Consider the following 19,578-nt stretch of genomic DNA (forward strand, 5'->3'; position numbering starts at 1 on the left):
GGGGGGATCGGCCTCCGTAGGGCCCCCTAGACTCGCGCCATGACGAACGCCGCTGCCCGCCGATCGACGTGGACTGACGGTGGTGCCGCCGGTGACCCGGTGCCCGTCGTCGTCCTCGTCTCCGGCTCCGGCACCCTGCTCCAGGCGCTCGTCGACGCCTCGGCCGACCCGGACTACGGCGTGCGGATCGCCGCGGTGGGGGCCGACCGCCCGTGCACGGGGCTCGAGCGGGCCGAGCGGGCCGGCATACCGACGTTCATCGTGCGGCCCGCCGACTTCGAGGACCGAGCCGCCTGGGACAGCGCCCTCGCCGAGCAGGTCGCCGCGGCCGGACCGCGTTTCGTCGTGACGGCAGGCTTCATGCGGATCCTCGGACGGGCGACCCTCGGGGCGCAGCCCGTCGTCAACACCCACCCCGCCCTGCTGCCGAGCTTCCCCGGCGCCCACGGCGTGCGCGACGCCCTCGCCTACGGCGTCAAGGTGACCGGCACGACGTGCCACGTCGTCGACGCGGGCGTCGACACCGGTCCGATCATCGAGCAGCGGGTCGTGGCGGTCGAGGACGACGACACGGAGGAGAGCCTGCACGAGCGGATCAAGGTCCAGGAGCGAGACCTGCTCGTCGACGTCGTGAGCCGACTGGCGCGTGAGGGCTTCGCCGTCGAAGGACGACGAGTTCGGATCGGGCGGCCCTGACCGCTACGCTGGTCGCACACGACTGGCGCGGGTGGGACACCACCGGGGAGTGACGTCGGGAGCATCGACCGCCTGGGTGCCTCGCGAGAACGGATGCCGTCTGGTCAGACCGACCGGATGCGCCGCGACCGATGTCACCGAACCAGGAGTGCACCCCATGACTGCTGCCCCGTCCGCCGCGCCGTCCACCGACACCGACGGCCGCCGCCCGATCAAGCGGGCCCTCGTCTCCGTCTACGACAAGTCCGGTCTCGACGAGCTCGCCCGGGCCCTCGACGCCGCCGGGGTCGCCATCGTCTCGACCGGCTCGACGGCGAAGACCATCGCCGCCGCGGGGGTGCCCGTGACGCAGGTCGAGGAGCTGACCGGCTTCCCCGAGTGCCTCGATGGCCGGGTCAAGACGCTGCACCCCAAGGTGCACGCCGGCATCCTGGCCGACACCCGCAACCCGGACCACGTCCAGCAGCTCGCCGACCTCGGCGTCGAGGCCTTCGACCTCGTCGTCGTCAACCTCTACCCGTTCCGCGAGACCGTCGCGTCGGGTGCGAGCGAGGACGAGTGCGTCGAGCAGATCGACATCGGCGGCCCGTCGATGGTGCGCGCCTCGGCCAAGAACCACGCGAGCGTCGCCATCGTGACGAGCCCCACGGCATACGCCCGCGTCACGGAGGCCGTGACGGCCGGAGGCTTCACGCTGACCGAGCGCCGCCGCCTCGCCGCCGAGGCGTTCGTGCACACGGCGAGCTACGACAACGCCGTCGCGAACTGGATGGGCAACGTCGTCGCCGACACGAGCGACGGCACCGGCTTCCCGGCCTGGACGGGTGCGACGTTCGACCGCTCGGCAGCGCTCCGCTACGGCGAGAACCCGCACCAGAGCGCCGCGCTCTACCGCCACTGGCGCCCGGGCGTGGCCAGCGCGGAGCAGCTGCACGGCAAGGAGATGTCCTACAACAACTACGTGGACACCGACGCCGCCGTGCGGGCCGCGCACGACCACGGCGACCAGCCGACCGTCGCGATCATCAAGCACGCCAACCCGTGCGGCATCGCCGTCGGCGGCAGCATCGAGGAGGCCTACGAGCGGGCCCACGCGACCGACCCCGTGAGCGCCTACGGCGGCATCATCGCGGCCAACCGCACCGTCACGGCGGCGATGGCGGCGGCCGCCAAGCCGGTCTTCACCGAGGTCATCATCGCGCCCGACTACGAGCCCGAGGCCCTCGAGATCCTCACGGCCAAGAAGAACCTCCGTGTCCTGCGCCTGCCCGCCGGGATGGCGCAGGCAGCCGACCCGATCGAGACGCGCGCCATCAGCGGTGGCCTGCTCGTGCAGACCGTCGACAAGGTCGACGCCGTCGTGCGCGGCGAGGGCGAGGCCGTGACCGGTGGCGACGACGCCGCGAACTGGCGGCTCGTCGCGGGTGAGGTCGCGGACGAGGCGACGATCGCCGACCTGCAGTTCGCCTGGCGCGCGATCCGCGCCGTGAAGTCCAACGCGATCCTGCTCGCCAAGGACGGCGCGGCGGTCGGCGTCGGGATGGGCCAGGTCAACCGGGTCGACTCGTGCTACCTCGCCGTGCGCCGCGCGGGGGAGGAGCGGGCCCGTGGCTCCGTCGCCGCGTCCGACGCGTTCTTCCCGTTCGCCGACGGACTGCAGATCCTGCTCGACGCGGGCGTGCGCGCCGTCGTCGCGCCCGGTGGCTCGATCCGCGACGAGGAGATCATCGAGGCGGCCAAGGCCGCCGGCGTGACGATGTACTTCACGGGGACACGCCACTTCGCCCACTGACACCGTCGAGAGGCCACGTCCGGCCCCTCTCGGAACGTCGAAAGGCCAGTTCTCCTCACGGGGAACTGGCCTTTCGACTGCGCCCACCGGGCCACAGGTGGCCTCGACGGTGGTGGCGGCGCGTCAGCGGTTCAGCGGGTCCAGCGGTAGCCGGTGGGCTCGCCCTCGCCGAGGTCGACGATCGCGGCGACCGGGCCGCCGCCGTCAGGGCCCTGGTGGGCAGCCGACACGGACACGAAGACGGCCGGGTCGCCGGTGACCGAGGCGGTGACGCCGCCGACGGCCGACTTGATCTGGCGGTGCCAGTGCACGTCGGAGTCATCGAGCATCGCGTTGCGTCGACCGTGCACGGTGCCGTCCTGGCTCACCTCGCACTTGAGGAAGACGTTGACGAGGCGGCCCTGGATGTCGCTGCTGTGCGGACGCTCCGGCAGGTCGAGCCCAGCGTCCTTGATCGCGCCCCACACGCCGTCGGCGTCGAGCGCGTCCTGCATGACCGAGTGGCCGATGCGGTAGCGGCCGCCGATGCCCGTCGCGTTGCCGACGACGACGACCTGCGCCTGGTCGAGCTCGACGCCCGAGCTGCACGAGGCGACCGACGAGAAGAGCGATCGGTCGTGCATGATGTCGGCGTCGGTCGGCATCTCGATCTCACCGAGGGCGACGGCGATGCCGAGGCCGGTCGTGCCGTTGGAGAGGTCCATCGACTCGTGCGTGTGCTCGGTCCAGACCTGGTGCCCGCGCGACTTCGCGTCGCGGATCGTGTGGATCGTCAGCAACGGTGTCTTGGTCTGGACGTAGTGGACGTCGGCCGGGTCGGTGATGCCGGCGCGCTCCATGGCGACCTTCACGGCGTCGGCGACCTTGCTCACCATCGCCACGTAGCCGATCTCCTCGGGCTTGATCGGCTCGCTCATCGCGAAGCCGACCGTGAGCCGCGGCTCGTCGGACTGCTCGGCCTTGTCGGCCGGGACCGTGGCGAAGATCGTCGCGTGCGGGCTGATGATGCCGTCCGTGCCGCCGGACCACACGATCGGGACCTGCTTGACCTGGTCGGCCGGAGCGCCCTTCTCGACGAGGACCTCGCGGAAGGCGCGGTCGGCGATGATGCGCGTGTAGTCGTTGACGCCCCCGTTGCCCTCGGTCTTGCCGATGATGGCGACGACACGGCTCGCCTCCATGACACCGTCGTCGATGAGCTTTGCGAGCTCTGATGCGTCGGCGACCGAGTGGATGGGGATCTTGCGCACCTCAATGGCTTCGGGCACGTGAATCACCTTTCTCTTTCAGGGTTTTCGATGACGGTTCCGACGTGGCCGTCGATGGCCGGCGCGAGCTGGTCGAGGGCCGTGATGATCGAGCGCGAGCCGCCCGCCCGGACGAAGCGCAGGGCGGCCTCGACCTTCGGGCCCATCGAGCCGGACGCGAAGTGGCCGGCGGCGGCATACGCCTCCATGCCGTCGAGCGTGACCCGGCCGATGTCGTGGGCCTCGGGGGTGCCCCAGCCGGCGACGGCGTGTGCGACGTCGGTGGCGATGACGAGGACGTCGGCGTCGACGGCGCGCGCGAGCAGCGCTGCCGTGAGGTCCTTGTCGATGACCGCCTCGACACCGTGCACGCTGCCGTCGGCGGCGCGGACGACGGGGATGCCCCCGCCGCCGGCCGTGACGACGACGTAGCCGGCGGCGAGGAGCGTGTGGAGCGTGTGCGTCTCGAGGACCTCGACGGGCTCGGGCGAGGCGACGACGCGGCGCCAGCCCTTCTCGCCGCGGTCCTCCCAGCGCTCGCCGTGGTCGATGAGCGTCTGCGCCTGGTCGCGCGGCAGGTAACGCCCGATCGGCTTCGTCGGGTGTGTGAAGCCGCGGTCGTCGGCGTCGACGAGCGTGCGGGTGATGATCGCGGCGACGTGACGCTCGACGCCACGGACGGCGAAGGCGGCCTCGAGGGTGTCGAGCAGCGTGAAGCCGATGGTTCCCTGGGTCTGCGCGCCGCACCAGTCGAGCGGCACCGGCGGCACGACGCTCGCGGCGAGCTCGTTCTTGACGAGAAGGTTGCCGACCTGGGGTCCGTTGCCGTGGGTGATGACGACCTCGTGCCCGGCGGCGACGAGCTCGGCGAGGTGGTGGCTCGCGGTGGCGATGGCCTCGCGCTGGGCCTGGGGAGCCGCGCTGCCGTCGGGCCCGGTCATGGCGTTGCCGCCCAGCGCCACGAGCACCCTCACGGCGCGTCCTCGGTCGTCATGGCGTGAGCCTAGGGAGCGCGGACGAGCGGGCGCGTTGTCACCTCCTGCCCAACGCGACCCCCGACATTGGCAGATGTATGCCGTCGGGTGCGGCGCGCGACCGTGCCGCGCGCGAGCGTGCCGAGCCGGCGGGTGGGCGCCGTCACGAACCACGCCCGGCATACCGGTCGGGCGGGTACGAGGAACATAATGTCCGAGGGGGCGCCGTCCGGGGCGCCACCGACCGAACCGAGAGGTGGGGGACCGTGGGAGTCGGAGTCCTGCTCGCCGTCGTGGGGGCCATCCTGACCTTCGCGGTGCGGGCCAACACGTCCGTCATCAGCCTGCCCATCGTCGGCGTCATCCTCATGATCGCGGGCGCGGCGCTCATCTGGCACGGGAGCAAGGGCACCCGCCGCAAGCGCATCATCACCCGCGAGGAGCGCCCGAGCGGCGCGACGACCCCGACCAACACCGTGCGACAGACGATCGAGGAACGCGACATCGACTGAGCCGCGGACGGTCTGGCGGCCGCTCAGGTGTGCGTGAGGACGTCGGCCCACGAGCGCGGCTCGCGGCCGAGCAGCCGGCGCAGGGCGGCGGCCTCGCCCACGAGACCGCCGCGGTCGTAGGAGGCGAACATCGCCAGCAGGTCGTCGCGCGCCTGGGGCGCGAGCGAGGCGCCGGGTCCGGCGACCCACTCCGCGACCTCGACGCGGACGACCTCGACGGGGTGCCCGAGCACGTCGGCGGCGACGTGCGCCTGCTCGCGCACCGAGAGCACCTCGGGCCCCGCGAGGTCGTAGGTGACGCCCTCGTGCCCGGGGCGGGTCAGCACCGTCGCAGCGACCTCGGCCACGTCGTCGAGGTCGACGTTCGTGAACGGGGTCTCGAGCGAGTAGGGGACCGCGAGCCGGCCCGCGTGGGCGGCGTCGAGGAGGTTCTGGTGGTATGCCGCCGGGCGGAGCACCGTGGCCCCCGGCAGGTGGGTGCGCACGACCTTCTCGGCCTCCGCCTTGCGCAGATGGTGCGGCATCGACGGGTCGTGCGGGTGCAGCACCGAGTGGAAGACGAATCGGGCCACGCCGGCCCGCACGGCAGCACCGGCGACGCGGTCGGCGATGGCGACCTCGTCGGGGTGGACGTTGGGCGCCAGGTGATAGACCCCGTCGACCCCGTCGACGGCGTCGTCGAGACCGAGCCCGGAGTCGAGGTCAACGACCGAGATCGACCGGGCCCCAGCGGCATACGCTGTCTCGGCCCGTTCCGGCGATCGCACGGCAGCGCGCACGGTGACGCCGTGTGACGTGAGGGAGCGCGTGACGGCGCGGCCGGTCTTGCCGGCCGCGCCGATCACGAGGACCGTCGTCACGGTCAGACCCAGTCGACATCCGCCGCAGTCTGTCCCGCGGCGAGCGTCGCGTAGCCGGGGCCGCGGTCGAAGAAGGGCTGCTCGGCCGCACGGTCGCCGCGCAGCTGCTCGCGCAAGGCATCCGAGGCGTCGGCGTCGATGACGGGCTCGTCGAGGTCGCCGGTGGCGACGACGCCGTAGTCGCGGCGCGCGCCCTCGAAGGAGACCTTGCCCCAGCGCAGGTCGCGCTCGACCTCGGCGTAGGGCCGGTCGAGCGGGTCGCCCCAGCCGCCGCCACCCGTGGTGCGGATGCGGATGACCTGGCCGGCCTTGACGACCTCGGCGTCGGCGAGGGCGTCGACGGTGCGCTCCTCCGGACCGCCCACGTCGACGGTGACCTCGAAGGGACGACCGGCCTTGCCGCCCTTGACGCCCCAGCAGGCGAGGATCGACCGGTCGGCGATCGACATGAAGTGGGCGTCCTTGAGCATCCGGATGTGCTTCTCGTAGCCGAGGCCACCGCGGTGCCGCCCGGCGCCGCCGGAGTCGACGGCGAGGCCGAGCCGCTCGACGATGAACGGGAACCGGCTCTCGGTGAACTCGGTCGGCAGGTTGCGGCTGTCGGGCACGACGTGGATCGTGTCCTCGCCGTCGGCGTAGTAGCGCCCACCGGAGCCGCCGCCGAGCACCTCACGCATGAGGTAGTCGTTGCCGTCGCGGTCCTTGCCGTAGACGCCGGTGTAGCGGATCGTCTCCTGGTCGGCCGGCATCTTGCCGTCGACGGCCTTGGCGACGACGCCGGCGAGGACGCCGAGCAGGCGCAGGATGACGAAGGTGCGGGCGTTCGTCGGCGCGGGGTAGATCGGCGTGAGGAGCGTGCCCTTCTCGGGGAACTTCATCTCGATGAGCGGCACGATGCCCTCGTTGACGTCGAGCTCGGCCATCCGCTCGGGGGTGTCGGCGAGGTTGCGCAGGATGGGCGCGAGCCACTTCTTGAGGAAGTTGCCGCCGACGTAGTCGCCGCAGTGGTTGATCGGGCCCTTGGCCTGCGGTGCCGTGCCGGTGAAGTCGATGATCAGCTTGGGGCCGCCGTCACCGGGACCGGGGCCGCCGGTCGACTGCTTGGTCAGGGTGATCCGCTGCGTGTGCAGCTTCGGCTCGTCGACCCCGTCGTGCTCGGCGTAGTCCTCCCAGACGTACGTGCCGTCGGGGATCTTGCTGAGGATCTCGCGGCGGTAGGTCTCGGTCGTCTTGTCGAGGATCGCGTCGAAGGCGGCCTCGATCGTGTCCCGGCCGTAGCGCTCGAAGAGCTCGCCGAGGCGACGGGCTCCCATGAGGCAGGCCGAGCACTCGGCGTCGAGGTCCGCAGCGAGGCTGTCGGGCATACGGCTGTTGCGCGTCATGATGCGCAGCGCAGCCTGGTTCGGAACTCCCTTGTCCCACAGCTTGATCGGCGGGACGGAGAGGCCCTCCTCGAAGACCGTCTGTGCGTTGCTCGGCATCGAGCCGGGGACGGCGCCACCGATGTCGTCGTGGTGGCCGAACGCCTGGACGAACGCGACGACCTCTCCGCCGGAGAAGACCGGCACGGTGACGCAGAGGTCCGGGAGGTGGCCGATGCCGCCCTCCGACTCGTAGACGTCGTTGTGGAAGAAGACATCGCCCTCGCTCATCTCGTCGAGCGGGAAGTCGCGCGCGATGGGGTGCACGAGCGCGCTGTACGAGCGACCCGTCAGCTTGCGCAGCTGGCGGTCGTGGATGCCGGCGCGGAAGTCGTGGGCGTCGCGGATCATGGGGGAGCGTGACGTGCGGGCGATGGCCGTCTCGACCTCCATCTCGACGCTCGCGAGCGTGCCCTCGACGATCTCGACGAGGATCGGGTCGACGGTCGTGCCCTCGGAGGTCAGGCGGTTGCCGTGCTCGTATGCCGTGGGGAGCCCCGCAGGGTTCACCGCCGCGCCGTCGTGGGCGGCCGAGGCGTCAGGGTGCTGCGACCCCGTGGCGGCGTCGACGGGGGCGAGCCGGGTGGCCGCGGTCTGGCAGGAGAAGCACATGTCAGGCCTCCGGGGTGGTCGTCGAGGAGGTTGTCGGTGCGGCGGTGGACCGGGTGATGACGAGGTTGCCGAGCGTGTCGACACGGACGACGAAGCCGGGGTGCACCGGGACCGTCGATCCGAACTCCTCGATGACCGCGGGGCCCTCGACCGTGTCGCCGGCGAGCAGGTCGGGTCGCCACCAGACGTCCGTGTCGACGTAGCCGGCGTCGGCGTCGAAGCAGACCGGGCGCACGCTGCGGTGGGCCCGCTCGCGGACGTCGGCCGCGCCCTCCGACGGCGCGAGGTCACGCAGCTCCGGGCGCGTGATCGGGCCGACACCCGTGACGCGGAGGTTGACCCACTCGACCTGCTGAGTCGGGTCGCCCCGGAAGTCGTAGCCGTAGAGCGCGCGGTGCTCGTCGTGGAAGCGCGAGGCGACGCCCGCGGCATACGCCTCGTCGACGTCTCCCTCGGGCGCGGCGACACGGACCTCGTAGGCCTGGCCGAAGTAGCGCAGGTCGACGGTGCGCGTGTAGCGGTGGCTCTCGCGCGCGAAGCCCTCGCCGTCGAGGGCGCTCGCGGCCTTCGCAGTGAGGTCGTCGAACGTCTTCTGCACGGCGGCGTGGTCGAGCGCGTGGTGACGCGCGACGGACGTCTGGACGTAGTCGTTCTTGACGTCGACGGTGAGCAGGCCGAAGGCGGAGACGTTGCCGGGGTTCTGCGGGACGACGACGCCGGCGAGGCCGAGGATGTCGACGAGGCGGCAGGCGAGCAGCGATCCCGAGCCACCGAACGTCGCGAGCATGAAGTCGCGCACGTCGAGACCGCGCTTGACCGACACCTGGCGCAGCGCGTTGGCCTGGTTCCACGCGGAGATCTCGAGGATGCCGGTCGCGCAGCGCTCGAAGTCGAGGCCCAGGCGGTCCGCGAGTGCGGCCACGCCGGTGCGGGCCGCCTCGACGTCGAGGGGGATCTCGCCGCCGAGCAGGTGCGGGGGGATGCGTCCGAGCGTCACGTGGGCGTCGGTGATCGTCGGCTCGGTGCCGCCCTTGGCGTAGCAGAGGGGGCCGGGGTCGGCGCCCGCGGACTGCGGGCCGACCTTGAGCGAGCCCTCGGGGGAGATCCACGCGATGGAGCCACCACCCGCCCCGACGGTGACGACGTCGATCATCGGGATCTTGCTCGGGTAGGCGCCGACCGTGCCCTCGGTCGTCAGGGTCGGCTCGCCCGCGAGGACGACGGACACGTCGGTCGAGGTGCCACCGCCGTCGCACGTGAGGACCTTGTCGAAGCCGGCCCGGCCGGCGATGAGGCCGGCGCCGAGCGCCCCGGCGGCCGGACCCGAGAGGACCGTCGTGATCGGCTGGTGCACGACCTCGTCGGCCGAGAGCACGCCGCCGTTGGACTTCATGATGTAGAAGGGCAGCTTCTCGGTGCTGCCGACGAACTCGTCGAGCCGGTGGTGGATGTTCGCGACGTAGCGGGACACGTTGGGCTTGACCGCGGCGTCGACGAGGGTCGTCATCGACCGCTCGTACTCGCGGTACTCGCGCAGCACCTCCGAGCTGATCGACACGACGGCGTCCGGGTGCTCGCGACGGAGCACCTCACGCATCGCGAGCTCGTGGCTGTCGTCGGCGTAGGAGTGCAGGAAGCACACGCCGATCGTCGTGATGCCGCGCTCCTTGAACCAGCGGGCGACCGTGACGGCGCGCTCCTCGTCGAACGGGCGGATCTCGTTGCCCTCGAAGTCGAAGCGGCCCCCGACCGTCTTGACGTAGTCGGCCGGCACGATGCGGGGCGGCTTGACCCAGAAGTAGGAGTTGCCGTAGCCGTCGGGGACCGCCTGGCGGGCGATCTCGAGGATGAACTCGTAGCCCTCCGTCGTGATGAAGCCGAGCGCCTCGACCTTGCCCTCGAGGAGCTTGTTCGTCGCGACGGTCGTGCCGTGCGAGACGGCGCTGATGTCGTCACCGCTCGCGTCCATGAGGTCGAGGACCTTGCGGACGCCGGCGAGGAAGCCGTCGGCAGGGTTGCTCGGCGTCGAGGGCGTCTTCGTCGTGACGAGCTCGCCCGAGTCCTCGTCGAGCGCGACGACGTCGGTGAACGTGCCACCGGTGTCGATGCCGATGCGGATCCGGCGGCGTGCGGAGGTGCCTGCTGTCATGGTGAGGATTCAACCGGCGGGACGCCTCCCGGGGCGTTGGCACATGCTGCCAACACCTGCCCGGTTCCGCGCCAACCCTCGCCAGAACCGACCTGACGGCCGCGTCGATGTCGAGGACGAGCCGTCCGCTCCGTCCCCGGGGTGAGCGTGCCACGCTGGCACGACCCGACGAAGGAGCGAGTGAGACATGGCGAAGTACCTCATCGGCGTGGACTTCCAGGCCGGCGACGACCCGGCCCCGATGTCCGACTGGACCCCGGCGGAGGTCCAGGCCCACCTCGACTACTACGAGAGGCTCGTCGGCGAGCTCGAGGCCAACGGCGAGCTCGTCTCGTCGACGATCCTCACAGGCCCTGACCTCGCCAAGATCGTCCGGTCCGACGGTGCGGCGCCGGTCGTCACCGACGGACCGTTCCAGGAGTTCAAGGAGTGGCTCGCCGGCTTCCAGGTCGTCGAGGTCGACTCGGAGGAGCGCGCCCTCGAGATCGCGTCGCTCATGTCGGCGGTGCCGGGGCGCGGCGGCGTGCCCACCCGGCAGCCGATCCACGTGCGCCAGGTCATGGAGGAGGCGCCCGCGAACACCCACGAGATGGACGCCTTCCTGCGCACCGCGGGCGGCACCCGCTGACCTCTGCACCCGCCGTCGACGACCTGCTGCGCGCGCTCGCGCCGCAGGTCGTCGGCATCGTCAGCCGCCGGTTCGGCGACTTCGACTCCGCCGAGGACGCCGTCCAGGAGGCCTTGCTCGTCGCAGCCCGGCGCTGGCCCGTCGACGGGCTTCCGGACGAGCCGCGTGCCTGGCTCGTCACGACCGCCTCGCGGCGGCTCGTCGACCTGTGGCGCAGTGACGCGGCCCGGCGCGAGCGCGAGGCGCGCGTCATCGCCTGGGAGGTCCCGGCACACGACCCCGTCGACCACGACGACAGCCTCACGGTCCTCTTCCTCTGCTGCCACCCGTCGCTGACCCCGGCCTCGGCGATCGCGCTGACGCTGCGCGCCGTCGGCGGCCTGACGACCGCCGAGATCGCCAAGGCCTTCCTCGTGCCGGAGGCGACGATGGCGCAGCGGATCAGCCGCGCCAAGGCCACGGTCCGCGCCTCCGGCGCAGGCTTTCGTATGCCGTCCGGTGCTGACCGCGAGGAGCGTGTCCGCTCCGTGCTCCACGTCCTCTACCTCGTCTTCAACGAGGGCTATGCGAGCACCCACGGCGACAGGGTGCAGCGGACCTCGCTGTCCCGCGAGGCGATCCGCCTGACGCGGATGCTCGTCGACGGGTCTCCCGACCACCCCGAGGCCCTGGGTCTGCTGTCGCTCATGCTGCTGCTCGAGGCGCGCACCCCGGCGCGCAGCGACGCCGCGGGAGCGCTCGTGCCGTTGCCCGACCAGGACCGCTCGAGGTGGGACGTCTCGCTCGTGGCCGAGGGGCTCGACCTGCTCGGCCGGGCCATGGCGCTCGGGGCCGTGGGGGAGTACCAGCTGCAGGCCGCCATCGCCGCGGTCCACGACCGGGCGCCAACCGCCGCGGACACCGACTGGGACGAGATCCTCTCGCTCTACGGGCTGCTCGAGCAGGTCACCGGCAACCCGGTGGTCACGCTCAACCGGGCCGTGGCGGTGGCCATGGCGCAGGGCCCGGAGGCTGCCCTCGCCGTCGTCGACGAGGTCGAGGACAGGCTCGGCACGACGCACCGCTGGCTCGCGGTGCGCGGGCAGCTGCTCGAGATGGCGGGCGACGCGGGCCCGGCTGCCGACCTGCTCGACCGCGCGGCGGCGACCGCGACGAACGAGGCGGAGCGTCAGCACCTCGCCGCCCGAGCCGCTCGACTGCGCTCGCCCCAGCCCTGAGCCACCGCGGCTGGGACCGGGTCGGCGGGCCGTCACTCGTCGGGGGTGATGCCGGCGGCGGGCAGTCGGACGCATGCTGGACACGGAACGAGTCGACGGAACGAGTCAACGGCGCCGGCCGCGCGGGTCACGGCGCACCGAGGCGTGAGGACGAGGCATGGACGAGACCACGGCAGGCGGGACGGACGAGACCGTCGTGCGCTATGAGCCGCTGACGGCCTCGGACCTCGCCGAGCTGGTGCTCGGTCTGGCCGCGGTCGGGGTCGAGACCGTCGGCCGCGTCGTCGAGGCGATCCGGCCACCGACGCTGGTCACGGCCGTCGTCAAGGCTCCGCTGACCGCGGCCCTGAGCGACCTGGACTCCAAGCTTCGGCGCGCGGACTGGTCGCAGGAGCTGCTCCGTCGTGGGCACTCGCGACGGGGCGAGCTGGGTCGACGCGTCGAGGTGACGGCCCAACGGGTGGCCGCGGCCGTCGTTGAGGCCGTGCTCGACGTCGTGGACCTCACCGACATCGTCGTCGACCACGTCGACCTCGACGCGGTCGTGAGCACCGTGGACCTCGACCGTGCCGTCTCTCGGGTCGACATCGACGCGATCGTCTCGCGGGTCGACATCGACGCCATCGTCTCCCGGGTCGACGTCGACGCCATCGTCGAGCGGCTCGACATCGACGGGATCGTCGCCCGGGTGGACCTCGACCGGGCGGTGTCCAGGGTCGACATCGGGGCGGTCATCGAGCGGCTCGACATCGACGGGATCGTCGCCCGGGTGGACCTCGACCGTGCCGTCTCGGGTGTGGACATCGACGCGATCGTCGGCCGGGTCGACATCGACGCCATCGCCGCGCGCATCGACCTCGACGCGATCCTGGACCGGGTCGACGTCAACGCCGTCGCGCAGCGGCTGGACCTCGACGCCGTCGTGGGCAGACTCGATCTCATCGGCCTCGCCGAGTACGTCGTCGAGGAGATCGACCTCCCCGGCATCATCCAGAGCTCGTCCGGGGCCATGGCCTCAGAGGGGATGCGCGAGGTGCGCTGGCAGGGCGTCGGGGCCGACGAACGCGTCGCGCACGTCGTCGACCGCATGCTCCGGCGCAGGCCGAGGGCGCCGGGTCCGGGCCTCCCTGCCACCGAGATCACCACCCGACCCGTGATCCCCGGGTCAGCCGGATGAGCGGCGCGGCGTCATGACGTCACCGTCGCGCCCCGGCCGGGACCCGGTGTCCCGGATCGTCCTGCCCGGCCCGGCCCGTTCGGTCCAGGGGCACCGCGCCGGCATCGTCACTCGGGTGGCCGCCGGAGCCGTCGACCTCGTCGTCGCCCTCCTCGGCGTCGCCCTCATGTATGCCGCGTGGGCGGGCACGATCTTCCTGCTCGGTCCGCAGTCCTTCCACTTCCCCGACCCCGGCGGCCTGCGACTGCTCCTGCTCGTGCTCGGGCTGCTCACGGCATACCTCACCGTCGCGTGGGCCACGACGGGCCGCACCTTCGGCAACCGCCTGCTCGGCCTTCGGGTCGTCGACGACGGCGGGCGCACGATCGGTCTCGCGCGGGCCTTCCTGCGTGCCGCGGCGTGCGTCATGTTCCCGATCGTCCTCTTCTGGGTCGTCGTCAGCCGCGAGAACCGGTCGCTACCGGACATCCTGCTGCGCACGTCCGTCGTCTACGACTGGACGTCCAACGCAGGCCGGGGTCACGAGCCCACGTCGACCCCACGGGCGATCGTGCTGCCCCCGGAGGACTGAGCCCCGACGGCGCGTACCAACGGTCGTCGGTTCGTCGCCGCCGGGTCGGCGCCGGATCGGCGGCGGATCGGCGTCGGATCGGCGTCGGGGCGCCGCCGGAGGTCAGCCGGCCTCGCCGCGGTGGATCGGGGCGTGCGGGAACGACGTCTCGGCGACGCCCTCGAGCTCGGCCCGGTGGTTGCGGATGAGGTCGAGGTTGCGGTCGCGCAGGTGGTCGAACGCCTGCCCGACGTTGGACCCGGGGGTCAGCGACGAGAGCGCGTCGGCCGGGTCGAGCCGGGCCGAGACCCAGCCCGGGTGCGTCGCAGCCTTGGCGACGACGTGGCCGATCGGCGTCACGATGTGCGAGTTGCCGAAGTAGAGCACACCCGCGGGGTCGGCACCGACGGCGTTGGCCCCGATGACGTAGACGTGGTTGTCGTAGGCCCGCGCGCGCGACGTGAGGTCCCAGATGTCGGCGGAGCGCAGCAGCGCCGACGGCCGGCAGATCACCTCGGCACCCTGGACCGCCTGGATGCGCGAGAGCTCGGGGTAGTCGCCGTCGAAGCAGATGATCATCCCGATGCGACCGAGCTCGGTGTCGCACACCGTCACGGTGTCGCCCGGGGTGACCCAGCCGCCGCCGCTGACGATCTCGGAGCAGAACGGGTGCGTCTTGCGGTAGATCCCGAGCACCTCACCCGAGGGGCCGACGAGCACCGAGGAGTTGTAGACGACGCCACGCTCGGGCCCGCGCCCGTAGGTGCCGACGCAGACGTGCACGCCGAGCTCACGGGCCACGGCCTGGATCGGCTCGACCATCGGTCCGGGCAGCTCGGTGACGAGGTCCCAGAGCTCCTCCTTGGAGCAGCCCGGGGTGAAGCCCGTGGTCGCGGTCTCGGGGAGCACGACGAGCTCGGCCCCGGTGGCTGCGACACACTGCCGCGTCATGTCGACGCACGTGTCGACGTTGGCCCGGATGGTCTCGGCGCTGAGGGGGGCCGGGACGGGGGCGACCTGGACGGCCGCGGCGGTGAAGGCACGCATCGTCAGCTCCTCCGACCGATCGCCCAGCCGACGAGGACACCGACGAGAGCGACGGCCCCGCCGGTGACGACGCCGAGGGCGTACTCGCGCCCGGCGAACGACCCCGTGGGAGCCGGCCGACCGGCATACGACACCGGGGTGCCGGGCGCCGCAGCGCCAGCAGGTATGCCGGGTGCCGCGGTCGGCGTGAGGGCCGCGGGGGCGCTCGGGGTGGCGGGGCGGACGCCCGAGATGTCGGCGTCGACGGCCGAGAAGAACTGTCCCGCCATCTTCTTCGTGACGCCGGCGAGCATGCGCTGGCCGACGCCGCCGATGACGCCTCCCACGGACGCGTCCGCGTCGTAGGTCAGGTCGGTGCCACCGGCGCTCGACGGTGCGAGCCGCACGACGACGTCGGCGTCGACGGTGCCGGGCGCGCCCGCACCCGAGGCCTTCATGGTGAAGGATCCGGGGTGCTGCGGGTCGCGCAGTGACACCTCGCCGTCGTAGGTGCCCTTGATGGCGGCGACACCCGCCGTCACGGTCATGGCGTAGTGGTCGGGGCCGAGCTCGGTGAGGCGCTCGCAGCCCGGCAGGCAGCGCGCGAGCACGGCCGGGTCGTGGAAGGCGTCCCACACCTGCTGCGGGTCGGCCGCGAGGGTGGCGGATCCGGTGATCTTCATGCGGTCGGCTCCTTCGATGACGGGTGCGTCGTGCGGGTCGTGCGGTGCAGGGACGGGATCTCGCCGTCCGCGTGGCGGCGGCGCAGCTCCCAGAGGTCGTAGGGCGAGATCGGCATCCGGGTGATCGGGAAGCCCTCGGCGTCCTCGATGGCCGACGCGATGACGGCGGACACGGGGATGCAGCCCGCCTCGCCGGCGCCCTTGATGCCCAAGGGGTTCAGCGGCGACGGGGTCTCGAGGTGGTCGGCCTCGATGGTCGGCACCTCGGACGCGTAGGGCATGAGGAAGTCCATGAAGCTCGCGTTGAGCAGCTGCCCCGACTCGTCGTAGGCCATCCGCTCGTAGAGCGCGCCGCCGACACCCTGGGCGACGCCACCGTGGACCTGGCCCTCGACGATCATCGGGTTGATCATCGTGCCGCAGTCGTGGATGACGCAGTAGCGCAGGATCTTGATCTCGGCCGTGACGGGGTCGGTCTCGACGATCGCCGCGTGCATGCCGTTGGCGAAGGTCGCCTGGGTGGGGGAGTAGAAGTCCCTGCCCTCGAGGCCCGGCTCCTCGTCGTCGGCCACGGGGGGCTTGTCGGGGTCGAAGGTGCCGGCGAACTGCGTCGCGGCCTTGGCCGCCTCGTCGAACGCGTAGCGAAGCGGGTTGGAGAGCACCGACACCGTGCCGAGGCTCATCGACGTCGCCGGAGCACCCTTGACCCGCACCGTGCCCTCGACGATCTCGAGGTCCTCGGGCGACACCTCGAGGGCGTCTGCGGCGATGCGCAGCGCCTTGGCCCGCACGTTGCGGGCGGCGAGGGCGATGGCGCTGCCGCTCATGACCGCGGCGCGCGACGCGAAGGTGCCCACGGCATACGCCATCTTGCGGGTGTCGCCGGTGGTGACGTAGACGTCCTCCATGCGCACGCCGAGCTCCTGGGCGACGATCTGGGCGAAGACGGTCTCGTGCCCCTGGCCCTGCGACGTCAGGCCCGTCGAGACGTTGACGCGGCCGCTCGTCTCGATCTGGATGTGGCCGCCCTCGTAGGGACCGACGCCGGTGCCCTCGACGTAGCAGCCGATGCCGAGCCCGACCTTGCGGCCCTCGGCCTCGGCCTCGCGGCGGTAGTCGGCGAAGTCGTCCCAGCCGACGAGGTCCTTGAGCTTGGCGAGGCTCGCCGGGAAGTCGCCCGAGTCGTACTTGAGCGGGCGTCCGTCCTGGAAGAGCAGGCCGTGGTCCCACGGCATCTCGGCCGGGAGGATGAAGTTGCGCGAGCGCACCTCGGCGCGGTCGAGGCCGAGCTCGTCGGCGATGGCGTCCATCGTGCGCTCCATGGCGAAGCACCCCTGCGGCCGTCCGGCGCCCCGGTAGGGCGTCACGAGAACGGTGTTCGTGTAGAGCGACCAGAACTCGCAGCGGTAGGTCCCCGGCTTGTACGGGCCGAGGAGCTGGGTCGAGGTGATGATCGGGACGATGATCCCGTAGGGCGTGTAGGCGCCGTTGTCGTGCCACAGCTTGACGTCGAGGGCGAGCAGGTGGCCCTCGTCGTCGAACCCGACGGTGACCCGCTGGAGCTGGCCGCGCTCGTGCGCCGCGCTGATGAAGTGCTCGCGCCGGTCCTCGGCCCACTTGACCGGGCGACCGAGGAGGATCGCGGCCCACGGGACGAGGACCTCCTCGGGCCACGGGTGGACGATCTTGACGCCGAAGCCGCCGCCGACGTCGGGGGCGATGCACTCGACCTTCGCGAGCGGCAGGTCGAGCTTGGCGGCGACAGCGGCGCGCACGCCGGTCGAGGTCTGGGTCGAGGAGTACATCCGCAGCTCGCCGCGGTCGCGGTCCCAGCGGGCGTAGACGCCCTTGCCCTCCATGGGCATGCACGCGCTGCGCTCGATGTCGAGGTCGAGCGTCAGGGTGTGCGGGGCGGCGGCCATCGCGGCGTCGACGTCGCCGACCTCCTGGAGCATGTGGGCCGCGACGTTGTCGGGCACGTCGTCGTGCACGAGCAGCTCGCCGGAGCGGGCGGCCTCGATGCCGACGACGACGGGCAGCTGGTCGTAGGTGACGCGGATGCGCTGGCAGGCGTCCTCGGCGACGTAGCGGTCGGTGGCGACCACCATGACGATCGGCTCGCCGACGTGGTTGACCTCGTCCTTGGCCAGGGCGTAGCCGGTGCGGCCGTGGGTCAGCGTCGGGTGCGGGATGAGCAGGGGCAGCGGCTCGCCGACCCGGCCCGGGAGGTCCTCGTGGACGTAGATGCCGACGACGCCCTCGACCTCGATCGCCTCGGAGGCGTCGATGTCGACGATGCGGGCGTGGGCGTGCGGGCTGCGGACAAAGGCGGCGGCGAGGGCGTCGTGCCCGAGGTCGTCGAGGTAGCGGCCGCCGCCGGTGACGAGGCGCGGGTCCTCCTTGCGCCTGATCGGCGCGCCGAACATCTGGGTCGTCACGCCAGCTCCTCCGCCCGCTCGGCCTTGATCTCGGCGGCGCGCAGGACGCTCTTGACGATATTCTGGTAGCCGGTGCAGCGGCAGAGGTTGCCCGAGATGGCTTCTCGTGCTTGCTCGCTCGTCGGTGAGGGGTTCTCCTCGAGGTAGGCCGTGACGGTCGTGAGGAAGCCCGGGGTGCAGAAGCCGCACTGGAGCCCGTGGCACTCGGCGAAGGCCTGCTGGACCGGGTTCATCGACTCGCCGGTCGGGGCGACGCGCGCGTCGGGCGCCGAGCAGAGCCCCTCGACGGTGGTGATCGCGTGGTCCTGCGCCGTGACGGCGAACATGAGGCACGAGCGCATCGGCTGGCCGTCGACGAGGACGGTGCAGGCGCCGCAGACGCCGTGCTCGCAGCCGACGTGGGTGCCGGTCAGCTCGAGGTCGTGGCGCAGGAAGTCCGAGAGCAGCCGGCGAGCGGGCACGGCGGCGGAGTGGCGCACGCCGTTCACGGAGACCGTGACGTCGTGGAGCCGCTCCGTGATGCCGGCAACTTCGGGTCCGAGGTCGGTCATCGTCCTCCCCTTTCCTCACCGAACGCAGCGTTCGGTCGCGAACTCAGTGGTCTAACAGCGCTTTCGCGACCGAACGCAGCGTTCGGTGCGGGGCGTCGGGCGCGGTCGGCGGCCTGGGGGAGTACCCGGCGGGTCAGCTCGGTGACGAGCATGCGGCGGTAGTCGGCGCTCGCGTGGATGTCGCCCTCCGGGTCGACGTGTCCGCGCACCGCCTCGGCGGCGGTGTCGAGCGCCGCGTCCCACGCGCCCGAGCCCGGCTCGACCCCGTCGAGGGCCGGTCCGAGGTCGAGGACCGAGGGCACGTCGGTGACGGACACGAACGAGGCGCGGGCGCCGGAGACGACGCCGTCGGCGACCGTCAGGGCCACCCCGACGCCGGCCATCGCGTAGTCGCCGTGACGTCGGGCCGCCTCGGTGAAGGCCGTGCCGGTGCCGGTCGGGAAGCGGCCGAAGCGCACCGCGACGGCGAGTTCCTCGGCCGCGAGCGACGTCTCGAGGGCGCCGAGGAAGAAGTCGGACCACGCGACCTCGCGCGAGCCGGACGGGCCCGCCACCTCGACGACCCCGTCGGTCAGGGCCAGGATCGCGGGCATCTCACCGGCCGCGTCGGCGTGGGCGATGGAGCCGACCGTCGTGCCGCGGTTGCGGATGGCCGGGTGGGCGACGTTGACGAGCGCCAGGCGCAGGAGGGGGAGGGCGGCATACGCCTCCGCGGAGCGCTCGAGCCCGGCGTGGCGCACGAGGGCGCCGACGCGTACGGCCTCGGGTGTCACCTCGACCGTGTCGAGGCCGGCGACGCGGTTGATGTCGACGAGGTGCGCCGGCGAGGCCAGGCGCATGTTGAGGATGGGGATGAGACTCTGGCCGCCCGCGAGGACCTTGCCGTCGTGCCCGACCTCGGTGAGGACGGAGACGGCCTGCTCGACGGTGAGCGGTGCGTGGTGCTCGAAGGGGGCGGGCTTCACCGAACTGATCCTGCCTTCCGACCCCCGGTGGGGACTAGTGATGGTTGTGCATCGCTGCTCGTGGGCTTTTGGCAACTTCT

The 19,578-nt window shown here is 72.1% G+C and carries 17 protein-coding genes and 1 riboswitch; of the genes, 7 read left to right on the forward strand and 10 right to left on the reverse strand.

The window, feature by feature from the left end:
* The first annotated feature begins 39 nt into the window (after positions 1 to 39).
* Together purN and purH are read left to right on the forward strand one after the other, a co-directional pair.
* A complete protein-coding gene (gene purN, locus AB4Z14_RS03305; protein WP_442273920.1) occupies positions 40 to 696 on the forward strand; it encodes a phosphoribosylglycinamide formyltransferase in 657 nt (218 codons plus the stop codon).
* An 8-nt stretch (positions 697 to 704) separates the two neighbouring features.
* Positions 705 to 781, forward strand: a riboswitch (ZMP/ZTP riboswitch).
* Between the two features lie 72 nt (positions 782 to 853).
* Positions 854 to 2,488 (forward strand): bifunctional phosphoribosylaminoimidazolecarboxamide formyltransferase/IMP cyclohydrolase, encoded by a 1,635-nt coding sequence (gene purH, locus AB4Z14_RS03310; protein WP_442273921.1) that lies wholly within the window; start codon positions 854 to 856, stop codon positions 2,486 to 2,488.
* Positions 2,489 to 2,619: 131 nt separating this feature from the next.
* Here the strand turns inward: purH and AB4Z14_RS03315 are convergent, their stop codons facing one another.
* Both AB4Z14_RS03315 and AB4Z14_RS03320 read right to left on the reverse strand, forming a co-directional pair.
* Positions 2,620 to 3,756 carry a ring-opening amidohydrolase gene (locus AB4Z14_RS03315; protein WP_442273922.1) on the reverse strand — a complete coding sequence of 379 codons (1,137 nt, stop codon included), beginning with the start codon at positions 3,754 to 3,756 and terminating at the stop codon, positions 2,620 to 2,622.
* Between the two features lie 5 nt (positions 3,757 to 3,761).
* A complete protein-coding gene (locus AB4Z14_RS03320; RefSeq protein ID WP_442273923.1) occupies positions 3,762 to 4,709 on the reverse strand; it encodes a carbamate kinase in 948 nt (315 codons plus the stop codon).
* A 266-nt stretch (positions 4,710 to 4,975) separates the two neighbouring features.
* On the opposite strand from AB4Z14_RS03320, the gene AB4Z14_RS03325 reads away from it, so the two are divergent.
* Positions 4,976 to 5,221 carry a hypothetical protein gene (locus tag AB4Z14_RS03325; protein WP_056778362.1) on the forward strand — a complete coding sequence of 82 codons (246 nt, stop codon included), beginning with the start codon at positions 4,976 to 4,978 and terminating at the stop codon, positions 5,219 to 5,221.
* Positions 5,222 to 5,244: 23 nt separating this feature from the next.
* On the opposite strand, the gene AB4Z14_RS03330 is transcribed toward AB4Z14_RS03325, so the two are convergent.
* The 3 genes from AB4Z14_RS03330 to AB4Z14_RS03340 are packed head-to-tail and all read right to left on the reverse strand — an operon-like array spanning position 5,245 to position 10,263.
* On the reverse strand, positions 5,245 to 6,081 hold the full coding sequence (locus tag AB4Z14_RS03330) for an SDR family oxidoreductase (RefSeq protein ID WP_442273924.1): 837 nt from the start codon (positions 6,079 to 6,081) through the stop codon (positions 5,245 to 5,247).
* A 2-nt stretch (positions 6,082 to 6,083) separates the two neighbouring features.
* Positions 6,084 to 8,114 carry a hydantoinase B/oxoprolinase family protein gene (locus AB4Z14_RS03335; RefSeq protein ID WP_442273925.1) on the reverse strand — a complete coding sequence of 677 codons (2,031 nt, stop codon included), beginning with the start codon at positions 8,112 to 8,114 and terminating at the stop codon, positions 6,084 to 6,086.
* A gap of 1 nt (position 8,115) precedes the next feature.
* Entirely contained in the window at positions 8,116 to 10,263 is a 2,148-nt protein-coding gene (locus AB4Z14_RS03340; RefSeq protein ID WP_442273926.1) for a hydantoinase/oxoprolinase family protein, read from the reverse strand.
* Positions 10,264 to 10,450: 187 nt separating this feature from the next.
* Here AB4Z14_RS03340 and AB4Z14_RS03345 point away from each other — a divergent pair, with 187 nt between their 5' ends.
* The 4 genes from AB4Z14_RS03345 (at position 10,451) to AB4Z14_RS03360 (ending at position 13,856) form a co-directional block, all read left to right on the forward strand.
* Positions 10,451 to 10,891 (forward strand): YciI family protein, encoded by a 441-nt coding sequence (locus tag AB4Z14_RS03345; RefSeq protein WP_442273927.1) that lies wholly within the window; start codon positions 10,451 to 10,453, stop codon positions 10,889 to 10,891.
* A gap of 26 nt (positions 10,892 to 10,917) precedes the next feature.
* Entirely contained in the window at positions 10,918 to 12,108 is a 1,191-nt protein-coding gene (locus tag AB4Z14_RS03350) for an RNA polymerase sigma factor (RefSeq protein WP_442274021.1), read from the forward strand.
* A gap of 157 nt (positions 12,109 to 12,265) precedes the next feature.
* Positions 12,266 to 13,285 carry a hypothetical protein gene (locus AB4Z14_RS03355; RefSeq protein WP_442273928.1) on the forward strand — a complete coding sequence of 340 codons (1,020 nt, stop codon included), beginning with the start codon at positions 12,266 to 12,268 and terminating at the stop codon, positions 13,283 to 13,285.
* Between the two features lie 13 nt (positions 13,286 to 13,298).
* The gene (locus tag AB4Z14_RS03360) at positions 13,299 to 13,856 is read left to right on the forward strand and encodes an RDD family protein (RefSeq protein WP_082619924.1); all 558 of its coding nucleotides are present in this window, start codon (positions 13,299 to 13,301) and stop codon (positions 13,854 to 13,856) included.
* Positions 13,857 to 13,958: 102 nt separating this feature from the next.
* Here the strand turns inward: AB4Z14_RS03360 and AB4Z14_RS03365 are convergent, their stop codons facing one another.
* The 5 genes from AB4Z14_RS03365 to AB4Z14_RS03385 are packed head-to-tail and all read right to left on the reverse strand — an operon-like array spanning position 13,959 to position 19,498.
* A complete protein-coding gene (locus AB4Z14_RS03365; RefSeq protein ID WP_442273929.1) occupies positions 13,959 to 14,882 on the reverse strand; it encodes a carbon-nitrogen hydrolase family protein in 924 nt (307 codons plus the stop codon).
* A gap of 2 nt (positions 14,883 to 14,884) precedes the next feature.
* On the reverse strand, positions 14,885 to 15,544 hold the full coding sequence (locus AB4Z14_RS03370) for an SRPBCC family protein (protein ID WP_442273930.1): 660 nt from the start codon (positions 15,542 to 15,544) through the stop codon (positions 14,885 to 14,887).
* Positions 15,541 to 17,982, reverse strand: coding sequence for an aerobic carbon-monoxide dehydrogenase large subunit (cutA, locus tag AB4Z14_RS03375; RefSeq protein WP_442273931.1), 2,442 nt, complete (start codon positions 17,980 to 17,982; stop codon positions 15,541 to 15,543). The genes AB4Z14_RS03370 and cutA overlap by 4 nt, the downstream gene beginning before the upstream one ends.
* The gene (locus AB4Z14_RS03380) at positions 17,979 to 18,533 is read right to left on the reverse strand and encodes a (2Fe-2S)-binding protein (protein ID WP_442273932.1); all 555 of its coding nucleotides are present in this window, start codon (positions 18,531 to 18,533) and stop codon (positions 17,979 to 17,981) included. The genes cutA and AB4Z14_RS03380 overlap by 4 nt, the downstream gene beginning before the upstream one ends.
* Entirely contained in the window at positions 18,530 to 19,498 is a 969-nt protein-coding gene (locus tag AB4Z14_RS03385) for an FAD binding domain-containing protein (protein WP_442273933.1), read from the reverse strand. The genes AB4Z14_RS03380 and AB4Z14_RS03385 overlap by 4 nt, the downstream gene beginning before the upstream one ends.
* Between the last annotated feature and the right edge of the window lie 80 nt (positions 19,499 to 19,578).

The organism is Terrabacter sp. 2TAF16 (assembly GCF_052115065.1).
Taxonomy (GTDB): Bacteria; Actinomycetota; Actinomycetes; order Actinomycetales; family Dermatophilaceae; genus Terrabacter.